The 12,293-nt window shown below is 39.4% G+C and carries 11 protein-coding genes; 9 read left to right on the plus strand and 2 right to left on the minus strand.

Annotation, left to right across the window (positions count from 1 at the left end):
* Positions 1 to 349: 349 nt before the first annotated feature.
* Together PSE72_RS04060 and PSE72_RS04065 are read left to right on the plus strand one after the other, a co-directional pair.
* A complete protein-coding gene (locus PSE72_RS04060) occupies positions 350 to 1,378 on the plus strand; it encodes an SEL1-like repeat protein (protein ID WP_115167425.1) in 1,029 nt (342 codons plus the stop codon).
* A 156-nt stretch (positions 1,379 to 1,534) separates the two neighbouring features.
* The gene (locus PSE72_RS04065; RefSeq protein ID WP_232800763.1) at positions 1,535 to 2,272 is read left to right on the plus strand and encodes a tryptophan 2,3-dioxygenase family protein; all 738 of its coding nucleotides are present in this window, start codon (positions 1,535 to 1,537) and stop codon (positions 2,270 to 2,272) included.
* Between the two features lie 116 nt (positions 2,273 to 2,388).
* Here the strand turns inward: PSE72_RS04065 and dpiA are convergent, their stop codons facing one another.
* Both dpiA and dpiB read right to left on the minus strand, forming a co-directional pair.
* Positions 2,389 to 3,069 carry a two-component response regulator DpiA gene (dpiA, locus tag PSE72_RS04070; protein WP_115167426.1) on the minus strand — a complete coding sequence of 227 codons (681 nt, stop codon included), beginning with the start codon at positions 3,067 to 3,069 and terminating at the stop codon, positions 2,389 to 2,391.
* Position 3,070: 1 nt separating this feature from the next.
* Positions 3,071 to 4,699, minus strand: a complete 1,629-nt coding sequence (gene dpiB / locus PSE72_RS04075) for a sensor histidine kinase DpiB (RefSeq protein ID WP_115167427.1) — start codon at positions 4,697 to 4,699, stop codon at positions 3,071 to 3,073.
* A 367-nt stretch (positions 4,700 to 5,066) separates the two neighbouring features.
* Between dpiB and citC the strand changes: the two genes are divergently transcribed.
* From citC to PSE72_RS04110, 7 genes are all read left to right on the plus strand, one after another.
* Positions 5,067 to 6,143, plus strand: a complete 1,077-nt coding sequence (gene citC, locus PSE72_RS04080; RefSeq protein ID WP_180359458.1) for a [citrate (pro-3S)-lyase] ligase — start codon at positions 5,067 to 5,069, stop codon at positions 6,141 to 6,143.
* Complete coding sequence (gene citD, locus PSE72_RS04085) at positions 6,140 to 6,436, plus strand: citrate lyase acyl carrier protein (protein WP_004910070.1); 297 nt, start codon at positions 6,140 to 6,142, stop codon at positions 6,434 to 6,436. The genes citC and citD overlap by 4 nt, the downstream gene beginning before the upstream one ends.
* A complete protein-coding gene (citE, locus tag PSE72_RS04090) occupies positions 6,436 to 7,332 on the plus strand; it encodes a citrate (pro-3S)-lyase subunit beta (RefSeq protein ID WP_004910068.1) in 897 nt (298 codons plus the stop codon). The genes citD and citE overlap by 1 nt, the downstream gene beginning before the upstream one ends.
* Positions 7,333 to 7,343: 11 nt before the next feature.
* Positions 7,344 to 8,870, plus strand: a complete 1,527-nt coding sequence (gene citF, locus PSE72_RS04095) for a citrate lyase subunit alpha (RefSeq protein WP_198641247.1) — start codon at positions 7,344 to 7,346, stop codon at positions 8,868 to 8,870.
* A 2-nt stretch (positions 8,871 to 8,872) separates the two neighbouring features.
* A complete protein-coding gene (gene citX, locus PSE72_RS04100; protein WP_272690909.1) occupies positions 8,873 to 9,412 on the plus strand; it encodes a citrate lyase holo-[acyl-carrier protein] synthase in 540 nt (179 codons plus the stop codon).
* Positions 9,399 to 10,280, plus strand: coding sequence for a triphosphoribosyl-dephospho-CoA synthase CitG (citG, locus tag PSE72_RS04105; protein WP_198641249.1), 882 nt, complete (start codon positions 9,399 to 9,401; stop codon positions 10,278 to 10,280). The genes citX and citG overlap by 14 nt, the downstream gene beginning before the upstream one ends.
* 253 nt (positions 10,281 to 10,533) lie before the next feature.
* Positions 10,534 to 11,967, plus strand: a complete 1,434-nt coding sequence (locus PSE72_RS04110) for an anion permease (protein ID WP_198641250.1) — start codon at positions 10,534 to 10,536, stop codon at positions 11,965 to 11,967.
* Positions 11,968 to 12,293 lie beyond the last annotated feature (326 nt).

Here is a 12,293-nt window from a genome sequence, read left to right on the forward strand (position 1 = left end):
CCAGTTGAAAACTGGGCATAATGCATTCTACTCAAGGATCTTTTTGCTAAATTCAAACTATCACTACGTAGGTGCATTATTACATTACTTCGTGTAAAGAAATGAATGATGAGGGTAAATATATGAATGTTTACGCAAGCAAACAGTATATAGATACTACTAAGACACAGTATCACTGAAAAAAGTTCATCTTTTTTTAAATTATTTATGTATTTTTTGCTCTATGCGCTAATAGCAACAATTAACCATCTGATTTAGTAGAATTAATATAAAATGTCTTTCATATCATTGCAGGAACTTATCTAACAAGATAACGTAGCCGTTAAGAGCTTAGTCCAAAGGATGTCATGTGAAAAAAGTATTTTTACTGTTTTTTATCTTTATTAACGTATTTTTCTCTCCTGCCTTTGCAGAAGAAGCGACGCCACTAATTAATGAAAAAACGCTAATTGCACTTGCGGAACAGGGCCAAGCCGAAGCTCAGTTTAATTTAGGTATGTTTTATCAGTCTCACCATCAGTTTGACCAAGCTTTACATTGGTATCTTCTCTCTGCTAATCAAGGCTTTACAAAAGCACAAATTAACCTTGGTTTGATGTACCAACAAGGTACCGGGGTTAAGTTAGATGAGAAACAAATGCTGCACTGGATGAGCAGAGCAGCCGAAAATGGTGATCCTATTGGCCAAATGAATATGGCCGAATATACCTTATACGGCCTTGATAATTTATTAGAGAAAAACCCAGAAAAAGCAGAACAGTGGCTAGAAAAAGCGGCCGAACAACATTTTCAACCTGCTATGCTCACCCTCGCCTATTGGTATGAAGAGGGAAAAGCTGTTACAAAAGACCAGCAAAAAGCCCAAAAAATATATCTTGCTCTTGCTGAAAAAAACCATCCTCAAGCACTCTATTTATTGGGTTATCAGGCTGCTGTAGGCATGTATGATAAGGTGAACTACCCTCTTGCCTTTCAATATTTTACCCGTGCCGCAGAATTGGGTTTTTCCCCCGCACAAAATAGCTTAGGTATGCTGTACCTAACCGGGCAAGGCACCCCAAAAAATACCCAATCAGCCATAAAATGGCTAACCCAAGCCGCTGAACAAGGTGAAGTTTCCGCTCAATTTAATGTTGCGCTTATTTATGCGCGCGGTGATGGTATCAAGGCTGACCAAGCAAAAGCGTGTCACTGGTTTATAAAAGCCGCTCAGCAAAATAGTGTCGATGCGCAATATGCAGCAGGAGCCTGCTACCAATATGGTATGGGTGTTGAAGCCGATGATAAAAAAGCCCTACGCTGGTATCAACTCGCAGCCGCTAAAGGCCATGAGCGTGCTGAAAAGAAAGTGTTAATTTTAGAAAATAAACACAAGTGATCTTGATAGTAAAAATACTTCTACCCTATCGATAATAGTAATAAATATTTAAAATATAATGTTATAAATTCAATTAGATGACCATTAAATTTTGTCACTGATAATCTATCAATTTATCTTTATATTAGTTTGATAAGTGTCAAAAAGGAGAGCTTAATGGACAAGAAAATGAATTTGGCTAGTAAAGATTTTTCTACGTCTTTACTCTCAGGGGAAGGCAAAAATGATTACGAAAAATATATCAGAACTGAAACATTATTATCATTACAGCGTACTAAAGAAAATTGGCTGCATCGCGATGAATTAATATTTCAAATTACCCATCAATCAACAGAGTTATGGTTAAAATTAAATAACGAAGAAATAACAGAAGCCATACATGAACTACAACACCACCGAGTTACTCATGCTATCGCCTTGATACAACGTGCGAAAGAATGCATTCATTTAGTCACTGAGCAAATTAACATACTCAATCATCTCACTCCTCATGATTTTTTAACTATACGTCCCGCATTTGGAACAGGTTCTGGTATGGATTCACCTGGATGGCATAACGTTACCATGAGCGCGAAAGCGTTATACAAGCGATTTCAACTTTATATTAAAGAAAAAAATATTGATTTAATTCAGGTGTATACAAAATCAATCCATGATGAAGTATTCAATTTATGTGAAGCGCTAATTGGCTGGGATGAGCAAACTATCTTATGGCGTATGCGTCATTACCAAATGGTGATACGCACAATAGGCCATAATAGTATAGGAACAAAAGGCACAATGTCAGACACAATGGCACAACGGATTTATCTAAAGCATTTCCCACAATTATGGAAGGTTCGCTCGACTCTCACAATGAACGCTAATCAACATGTAAGTGATTTACCCAAATAGCCTCTGAAGCATAATATGCGATCAACAAAAATTGATATGTAATACACCAGAAAATCTACATTGAATATAATCAATGCAGATTTTCTGGCGGTGTAGCTACTTATTTTAACATTCACTCATATCTTGCCACGGTAAATTCGCTGCGGTCGGCCAACTTTGCCATACTCAATTTCGGCTTCAATTTTATCCTTCGCTAAACAATACTCCAAATAACGCCTTGCAGTGGTACGACTGAGTTTGATGGTTTCAGCAATACTTTCTGCCGTATATTGCACATCAGGTTCAGTGAACAAAGCGAGTATTTTTTCAAGTGTAATAATATCAATGCCTGTTGGAAGTTCTTCCTTTGATTCCCCTCGCGCATAGGTATTGAACATATCATCAATTTTACTTTGGTTGGTTTTGCTATTGTCCTGTACAACAGATTTACGTTGAATATACCTATCCAATGTTTGGCCTAAACGCTCATAGGCAATTGGCTTCACTAAATAGTCAAAAACGCCTAAACGAATAGCTTCAGAAACCGTATCCATATCACTTGCAGCCGTAGTAAATACAATGTCTGCATTATTCCTTTCTTGTATTAACTCATGAACCAGATCAATCCCTTTACCATCTGGTAAATAGTTGTCTAATAAAATCAGGTCTGGTTTCATGTATTCAATCATTTTTCTCGCTTCAGCAAGGTTACCTGCAAGCCACACTTTCTCACATGCGGGATAGGCTTTTATATATTCACTGTGCATTTCAGCAAGTAGTAACTCATCTTCCACAATGAGGATTTTTATCTTAATCATTTTATATCTTCACTTTCGGAATAAAAATTGAAAATACTGTACCATGCGGTTGATTTTCTTCAATAATAACCGCACCATTACAGCGTTTAACATAAGACGCAACAAGATATAACCCGATACCATGGCCATCTGTCACATCGGTTTTCGTTGTCACACCGCGCTCGAACCATTTATCTTGCATTTCTGATGGGAAACCACACCCCTGATCCGCGACTTCAATGACAATCTCCTTCCCTTCATCAGAAAGGTATAATTCTACTTGTTTATTACCCTGATTATTTTTCAAACTTGCTTCAAATGCATTATCGAGTAAATTTCCCAATATCGCACAAAATTCAGTACTATTTAACGAATCGGGTAATTCATGCAACTGACTACCGGCAATAAATTTTAACTGTAACCCTAGTTCTTTAGCTCGATGGTGCTTACCAAATAATAAACCAGCAACCTGCTTATCAAAAAACTGCCCGCGAAGTGTATCAATTAATTGCTGCTGAGATTCTGATTCCCCTTTAATCAAAGCCAACGCTTGGTCATATTCTTTCATTTGCAATAACCCACTTAATGTTGACATCCAATTAAGATGTTCGTGCCGCAAAGTGCGTAAATTTTCAATATATTGACGAACTTGGGTCAACTGAGAGTTTAACGATTCAATATCATTTTGACTACGAAAGCTAATAACTGCCCCCACCAGATGTTCACCATCACGGATCGCAACCCGGTTTGCAATCACATTTAAACCATTAAACTCGCCAATCACATCATGCTTAGTTGTTTCAAGATCGGTAATAAAAAAATCAGCTGGCGATATATGCTCTGATACAAATGTTCCTGTTAACTGACCCAATGGCTTACTTAGGGATAACATCTTTCTCGCATTTGAGTTGATATTGATTATTTGCCCTTGTGTATTTACCGCAATCACACCTTCAAAAACGGCTTCAAATATTCCTTTTTGTACTAACACCAGTTGAGTAATCTCTTCAGGTTCCATTCCCAACATTTGTTTTTGAATTAAACGTGAAAACCCCCAAGATAAAAACAGCAAAATAACCAATATTCCTAAAAAGGTAGCACCTGTTTGCACAAACAATTCACTGCGTGACGTATCAATTTTGTTTGATAAGTAACCAATAGAAACTACGCCAATCACTTTACCTTGTTCATCAAAAATAGGCGTCTTAGCTCTAACAGCATTTCCCATCGAACCTTCGCCATTAATGAAATAACTTTCTCCTTTATCTAAAGCACCTGGTTTGTTCCACTGCATTTCAAAACCAATTTTTTGGCTATTTGGGTGATATAACCGAATTGATTTTTCATCACCGATAACCACATAATCATAGTTGGAATCTTGGTTTAGTTTGTCAGCAATAACCTTCAGTCTCGGAATATCTCTATTCTTTACTGATTGCACCACACCATCAATAGAAGCAATCAGCTTTGCTTGGCTCATCGCTAACGATTGAATGTTTGCAATCAATCGATTTTCAGCCGTATCCGTGAAATATTTGCCCAACCCGAACGTTAAAAAAACAGAAACAATCAATAACAGAAAAAAAACTCGTACTGAAAATGAAACTGAATTTACTTTTTTCAATGAAGAGAATGCATATTCTTTTTTCATGTTATATCTCGTTACTGGCTGAAAAGTAAAAAATTTGTTAATTCAAAAAAGGTAGGATAACCGATAAATCGGATTCAAGCCAAAGGTATAATACACATATTAATAATTAAACACATTAAAACCAAGCAATAAAAAACATATCCAATAATTAAAAACTTTAAAACCATTAAACAAATACAATCTCATTTAAGAAACATGAAATAGGTCAAATATATTAAATACAGTATCTTTAATATAAATATCAGAGAGGATAATTAAATAAGAATTTATATTTAATTCTATAAGAATAACCAAAAATATTTATTTAATTAACTTTAACATTAGCAACATTTTAAAAACATCTCTAAATGAGATGCAGGATACTATTATGTTCGAAAACATAACGTTTAACCAAGTAAAACGTCATGAGAACAGGAAACTTGCTGAAATAACTCAGTTTTTAAAGGAAAACGATTTAGAGCTTGATTCAAGCATTGACGTTTTTATTACAATCTCACGCAATGAAAAATTAATTGCGTGCGGAGGCTTAGCAAAAAATGTTATTAAATGCGTTGCTATTAGTGATGATGCTCGAGGTGAAGGCCTTGCATTAAAATTAGCAACAGAACTGGTTAATCTTGCTTACGAAAATAATACAACTCATTTGTTTATTTATACTAAATTTCAAAATGAAAGCTTATTCCAACAATGTGGCTTCCATACTATTGCCACCGTTCCTGATATTATGGTGTTAATGGAAAACAGTTGCTGTTATCTAAAACGTTATATCGAAAGTTTAAAAGCACAACGTAAGGAAGGAAAAAAAATTGGCGCAATCGTCATGAATGCCAATCCCTTCACCCTTGGCCATCGCTATTTAATAGAACAAGCCGCGAAGGCCTGTGACTGGCTACACCTATTTGTTGTCAAAGAAGATACCTCTCGTTTCCCTTATAAAGTTAGATTAAATTTAATCGAAGCTGGGACTAAAGGAATAGAAAATCTCACTATCCACAAAGGCTCCGAGTATATTATTTCTCGGGCGACTTTTCCTTGTTACTTTATTAAAGACAAAACGGTTGCCAATAACTGTTATACCGAAATAGACATTAAGATATTTCGTCAATATATCGCCCCTGCTCTGGGGATAACCCATCGATTCGTAGGCTCGGAACCATTTTGCCAAGTCACCAACCAATATAACCAAGACATGCGCTTTTGGTTAAAAACCGATGCTATGAATTTTCCACCTATAGAACTCGTTGAATTTCCGCGAACAATCATCAATGGAACGGCAGTTTCTGCCTCACAAGTTAGACGATTGCTCGCTAAAAAAGATCTTGCGGCGATTAAGCCGATTGTACCTGAGGCAACCTATCAATATTTACAAGAGATGGTCGCCAATCAAGTCGCATCCGCTCAAAGCCACACCGAAAGTTCTGAATTAGCCATAGGTGAAATATGAAGATAAAACACGCAGCAGTAGCTGGCACACTTGAATCAAGTGATGTCATGGTTCGTATCGAACCGCTAGAAGACACTCAAGAGGTCTCAATACAAATTACCAGTAGTGTTGAAAAGCAGTTTGGGGATGCTATCGCAAAAATCGTACAAGAAATGATTCAGCAGCATGATATTCAAGGAGCACAAATCATTGTAGATGATAAAGGTGCACTGGAATGCGTACTTAAAGCGCGTTTAGAAGCCTTATTGGCTCGCGCCTGTGATATCGACTATCTGCCTTGGGAGGATAAATAATGACTCCAGAACAAAAATCACGTACACGCAGAAGTATGCTATTTGTGCCCGGTTCCAATGCAGCCATGTTAAGCAATTCCTTTATTTATAAAGCGGATGCTTTAATGTTCGACCTTGAGGACTCTGTAACTTTACGCGAAAAAGACACGGCTCGTCGCTTGGTTTACCATGCATTGCAGCACCCGCTTTATCAAGATATTGAAACCATTGTACGGGTCAATGCATTAGATTCCGCCTTTGGTGTTGCTGACCTTGAGGCCGTTGTTCGTGGTGGTGCAAATATTGTCCGCCTTCCTAAAACAGATACTGCGCAAGATGTTATTGATATTGAAAGTGAAATCTTACGTATAGAAAAAAGTTGTGGCCGCGAAGAAGGTAGCACGGGTTTGCTCGCCGCTATCGAATCTCCAATGGGCATCACTCAAGCAGTCAATATTGCTCATTCATCACCAAGACTTATAGGCATCGCATTAGGTGCCGAGGACTATGTCCGCAATTTGCGCACCGAGCGGTCTCCAGACGGCGTAGAACTCCTCTATGCTCGGTGCGCCATTTTACAAGCCGCTCGTTCAGCCGGTATTCAAGCGTTTGATACCGTATATTCTGATGCGAATAATGAAGAAGGTTTCCTACGCGAAGCCGCTCACATTAAACAGCTCGGCTTTGATGGCAAATCATTAATTAACCCAAGACAAATTGAGTTACTTCATAATTTATATGCACCAACTCAAAAAGAAGTCGACCATGCACAGCGTGTTGTTGAAGCCGCTGATGCTGCAGCCCTTGAAGGTAAAGGTGTGGTTTCATTGAACGGGAAAATGGTCGATGGCCCAGTTATTGACAGAGCTCGCCTCGTGTTATCACGAGCAGCATTATCAGGAATTCGGGAAGAGTGAGGGGCAATAAAATGACAAATAATACTCAGCGCCAGGCTCGCGTATCAGCCTACTTACAACCAAATACTGACGATGTACTACGTGAATTTAAAGATATCGGCAAAGTACAACAACAGGTACAAAAGCCGAGAAATCGCAAATTATGTGATGACTTACAAGTCGCGATCCGTCGTTCTGGTCTTAAAGATGGTATGACTATTTCTTTCCATCACGCCTTCCGTGGTGGAGATCTTACGGTCAATATGGTGATGCAAGTCATTGCTGAAATGGGTTTTCGCAACTTAACTCTTGCATCTAGTTCATTAAGTGCTTGCCATTCACCACTTGTTGAACATATTCGTCATGGTGTTATCCGTAAAATTTATACCTCTGGTATCCGAGGCCCACTCGCTGAAGCCATTTCACGTGGTGAATTAGAAGAACCTGTACAAATTCATTCGCATGGTGGAAGAGCTAATTTAATTCATAGCGGTGAACTAGTTATTGATGTGGCGTTCATCGGGGTTCCTTCTTGCGATGAGTACGGTAATGCCAATGGCTACACCGGAAGCGCAAGTTGTGGTTCTTTAGGTTACGCCAAAATTGATGCTGAAACCGCGAAAAAAGTGGTGATGCTCACTGAAGAGATATTAGATTACCCCCATAACCCATCCAGTATTAAGCAAGATGAAGTCGATTACATCGTCAAAGTTAAACGGGTGGGTGATGCCGATAAAATTGGGGCTGATGCGACACGTATGACGTCGAACCCTCGTGAGCTGCTGATTGCTCGTACTGCAGCTGATGTTATTGAAAAATCAGGTTACTTCAAAGATGGTTTTTCATTACAAACGGGTACGGGCGGGGCTTCTCTTGCCGTCACTCGCTTCCTTGAAGACAAAATGAGACGCCATAATATTCAAGCAGGCTTCGCACTTGGCGGTATTACCTCAACTATCGTTGATCTGCATGAAAAAGGGTTAATTCGTAAATTATTGGATGTCCAAAGTTTTGATAAAGCGGCAGCTGAATCACTCGCTCGCAATCCGAATCATATTGAAATCAGTGCTAACCAATATGCGTGTTTTGATTCAAAAGGTGCTTCCGTTGATATGCTTGATGTCGTTGTGCTCAGCGCGTTAGAAATCGATACTCGCTTTAATGTCAATGTGTTAACGGGTTCTGATGGCATTATTCGTGGTGCATCTGGTGGCCATAGTGATACAGCTGTTGCATCAAAATTATCTATCATTGTTGCACCACTGGTACGTGGCCGTATTCCAACACTCGTGGATGAAGTTCTCACGTGTGTTACACCTGGTTCCAGTGTCGATATTCTTGTCACTGACCATGGAATTACAGTTAACCCTGCTCGTCCTGAATTAAAACAGCAACTTGAAAGCCAAGGTATTAAAACCGTTTCAATGAGCTGGTTACGCGAACGAGCACAATTATTAACTGGTACTCCTAATCCAATTGAATTTACAGATAAAGCTGTTGCGGTCGTTCGTTATCGTGATGGCTCAGTCATTGATGTTGTTCATCAAGTGAAGGAGTAAATATGTTTTACCCACTGCCTGATACTCAAGAGCAATTTGAAATTTCTTTACCTGAACTGTTGGGTAGCCGAGATGTCCGTCAGGCTCGCCAACAAGCGTGGATTGGTCTCCATCAGGTAACCTTGATTTCATTTACTGTCGTTTTTCCTGGAGCTGTCAAAGACAACTCTCTTGTTAGACATGTGTTTAATCAGGGCCTAAATGCGCTTAAACAAATTGCTTCATGCGGGCCGTGGGTGTTTTTATCACAACAATCTTGGGCATTAAAAACGGGGCCGGAATGCTTGGCTGCCATTGACGGGGATGCTATCGAGATTAAAAAAGCGTTAATTCGCATGGAAGAATCGTCTGCTGTTGGTCGGTTATGGGATTTTGATGTGTTTGATGCGAATGGACAACAATATTCACGCTCACAATTAAATCTGCCACCAAGACAGTGCTTAATTTGTGAAAATGAAGCGAAAACTTGTGCTCGTCAACGGACACATTCATTGGTTGAGATACTTAATCGTATCGAGGAGTTAGCGCATGCAACCTATTAAACAACTCAGCCATATAAATGATAAATTAACCCACTATTACAGCCAATTAGCATGGCAGGCGATGTTAGCTGAAGTGAATTTAACCCCTAAACCCGGGTTAGTGGATAAACACAATACCGGTGCCCATAAAGATATGGCACTGACAGATTTTCATTTAAGTGCCAATGCCATCGCGACACATTTTCCACGATTTTTGCAGGCCGGTGCTCAACACAAAAATTGTCTTGTAGAGCAACTATTACCCCACATTCGTCCTATCGGAATGGATTGTGAAAGGTCGATGTTCCATGCAACAAAAGGGGTCAATACCCATAAAGGCAGTATTTTCTCCTTAGGTTTAGCTTTAACCGCAATAGGCCGTTTGATTGCACAGCAACAATGTGTCTCACCTGAAAATATCAGCTTATTGGTTGCTAGTATGTGTAAGGGAATTACCAGTGAACTTAAACAAAAAACCGAAAACCCTACCGCTGGCCACCGCCTATATCAGAAACATGGGCTAACAGGTGCAAGAGGTGAAGCTGAGGGCGGTTATTCGTTAGTAATCAAACATTCACTTCCTTATTATTTGCAGCAACTTGCTAAAGGCAAACTCGCCGATATCGCTCTACTTGATACCTTAATTTTACTCATGAGCCTGAATGATGATACGAATATTGTCAATCGTGGTGGTATCAAGAGTTTAACGTGGATCAAGCAACGTGCAAAACAGCTATTAACTGCTGGTATAAATACCCATGATGACTTAGTTAAGGTTAAACATTTCGATAGTGAATGTATTCAGCTAAATGTGAGTCCAGGGGGAAGTGCGGATTTATTAATTCTAACTTGGTTTTTTGCTCGATTACCCAATCAATCCTTTATTTAACATTACGTATTTTTTAACATTAATAAAACAGGAATAATTTAAAAATAAAACAATTTAACCAAATAAAAACCAATTAATTATTTAACTAAATTATATACCTTAGAGTGAATTATTATTGAAAATTAAAATCATTATATTTCATTCAAGATACAGCCATATTAAAAATTATCATTTTAACAAATTCCTAATATTAAAGTTCATTCAATTTAATATTAAATAAATTTAATATTGATTTAATCAAGGAAATTGGCTTATGCAAAAAGAAAAAATATGGAAGCTATTCGTGTTAATAGCCATTCCAATTATTATTGCGTTAATACCTACACCAACGGGGCTACCACATATTGCGTGGTTGTTATTCGGTCTTTATCTTGCCGCTATTGTCGGTTTGGTACTTAAACCATATTCAGAGCCTGTTATTTTATTAGCCACTATTGCTGCAAGTGCAGTAATTATTGGAGTAACAGGTACTAAAGATGTCAAAGCAAGTGAAGTTTTAAGTGGATATGCATCCGGTACGACATGGCTTGTATTTGCTGCATTTACTCTGAGTGCTGCCTTTGTTATTACTGGTTTAGGTAAACGTCTTTCTTATATTTTGATTGGTAAATTAGGCGGTACAACATTAGGGCTCGGTTATGTAACCGCAATCCTTGATTTAATTATCGCTCCTGCGACGCCATCGAATACAGCACGTGCTGGGGGAATTGTTTTCCCAATTATCAATAGTGTGGCCGTTGCTTTAGGGTCTGATCCAGAAAAAAGCCCACGTAAAGCAGGTCACTACCTCCTCGTCAACGTGTATATGGTGACCAAAACCACCAGCTATATGTTCTTGACAGCAATGGCGCCGAATGCACTCGCCCTTGCCATGATGAGTGACATTATGGGCATCCATTTAAGTTGGGGCGGATGGGCACTTGCCGCCTCTGTACCGGGTTTAATTATGCTGATTTTGACGCCGTTAATGATCTACAAACTGTATCCGCCTGAGTTGAAAAAGGTGAATAACAAAGAGATCGCAGCTAAAGGCCTTGAAGATTTAGGCCCAATGACTATGCGTGAAAAATTGCTGGGGATTGTCTTTGTTATCGCGCTGTGCGGCTGGATTTTCTCTGACCTTATCGGTGTTAGCGCGTCTAGCGTCGCGATTGCGGTCATGGCATTAACCCTGATCCTCGGTGTTGTAACTTGGGATGACGTACTGAAGAATAAAGGTGGCTGGAATACCCTGATTTGGTACGGTGGTATTATCAGTATGTCAGGCGTACTCACAAAAGCAGGCTTCTTCAAGTGGCTCGCAGATACCATGAGCCAATACCTTTCTTTCGGTGACCAAGCGATGCTGGCGTTCTTTGTCATCATGTTCATCAGTGTTGCCATTCGCTACTTATTCGCCTCTGGTGGTGCCTACGTTGCAGCCATGGTGCCGGTATTTGCCACTGTAGGTATGGTTGCAGGGGCTCCTCCGATGTTACTCGCTCTAGGCTTGCTGTTCTCGAATGCTTACGGCGGAAGCGTAACTCACTATGGCGGCGCCGCAGCACCTATCGTATTCGGTGCGGGTTATAACGATATCCGTTCTTGGTGGATCATTGGCGGGTTAGTGGCCTTCATTAGCTTATTCGTTCACATGACTATCGGTTTAGGTTGGTGGGAGATCTTGATTAGCATGGGGCTGATTTAATGCGCTCTATTCTAATCTCTCATTAAATTATTCCATGGGGCGCAATGCAAATTGTGCTCTAAACCCAAATATAACGGTAATTCACGCTAATCCTCTAAATAGTTCGGGTTGTAACAAGGCGGCAAAACAAAGGCATCCCAAGGAGCATACACAACCGCCACTGCGGGAAACTGAACGGGTTTACCCTAATAATATTAAACAGATTTTATCCTAGTAATATTAAACAGGTTTACCCTAAATAGTTCACGTTGTGGCAAGGCGGCAAGTGAAGGCATCCCATGGAGCATACAAAAGTATGTGACTTGGGTGACTGAAAGAAGCCAACA

It is taken from the genome of Providencia sp. PROV116, from assembly GCF_028482485.1.
Lineage (GTDB): Bacteria > Pseudomonadota > Gammaproteobacteria > Enterobacterales > Enterobacteriaceae > Providencia > Providencia rettgeri.

What these genes read in the sequence shown, in the direction of transcription:
- PSE72_RS04065 (WP_232800763.1), top strand. Translation starts at nt 1,535, where the DNA reads ATGGACAAGAAAATGAATTTGGCTAGTAAAGATTTTTCTACGTCTTTA.
- dpiA (WP_115167426.1), bottom strand. Translation starts at nt 3,069, where the DNA reads ATGATTAAGATAAAAATCCTCATTGTGGAAGATGAGTTACTACTTGCT.
- dpiB (WP_115167427.1), bottom strand. Translation starts at nt 4,699, where the DNA reads ATGAAAAAAGAATATGCATTCTCTTCATTGAAAAAAGTAAATTCAGTT.
- citC (WP_180359458.1), top strand. Translation starts at nt 5,067, where the DNA reads ATGTTCGAAAACATAACGTTTAACCAAGTAAAACGTCATGAGAACAGG.
- citD (WP_004910070.1), top strand. Translation starts at nt 6,140, where the DNA reads ATGAAGATAAAACACGCAGCAGTAGCTGGCACACTTGAATCAAGTGAT.
- citE (WP_004910068.1), top strand. Translation starts at nt 6,436, where the DNA reads ATGACTCCAGAACAAAAATCACGTACACGCAGAAGTATGCTATTTGTG.
- citF (WP_198641247.1), top strand. Translation starts at nt 7,344, where the DNA reads ATGACAAATAATACTCAGCGCCAGGCTCGCGTATCAGCCTACTTACAA.
- citX (WP_272690909.1), top strand. Translation starts at nt 8,873, where the DNA reads ATGTTTTACCCACTGCCTGATACTCAAGAGCAATTTGAAATTTCTTTA.
- citG (WP_198641249.1), top strand. Translation starts at nt 9,399, where the DNA reads ATGCAACCTATTAAACAACTCAGCCATATAAATGATAAATTAACCCAC.
- PSE72_RS04110 (WP_198641250.1), top strand. Translation starts at nt 10,534, where the DNA reads ATGCAAAAAGAAAAAATATGGAAGCTATTCGTGTTAATAGCCATTCCA.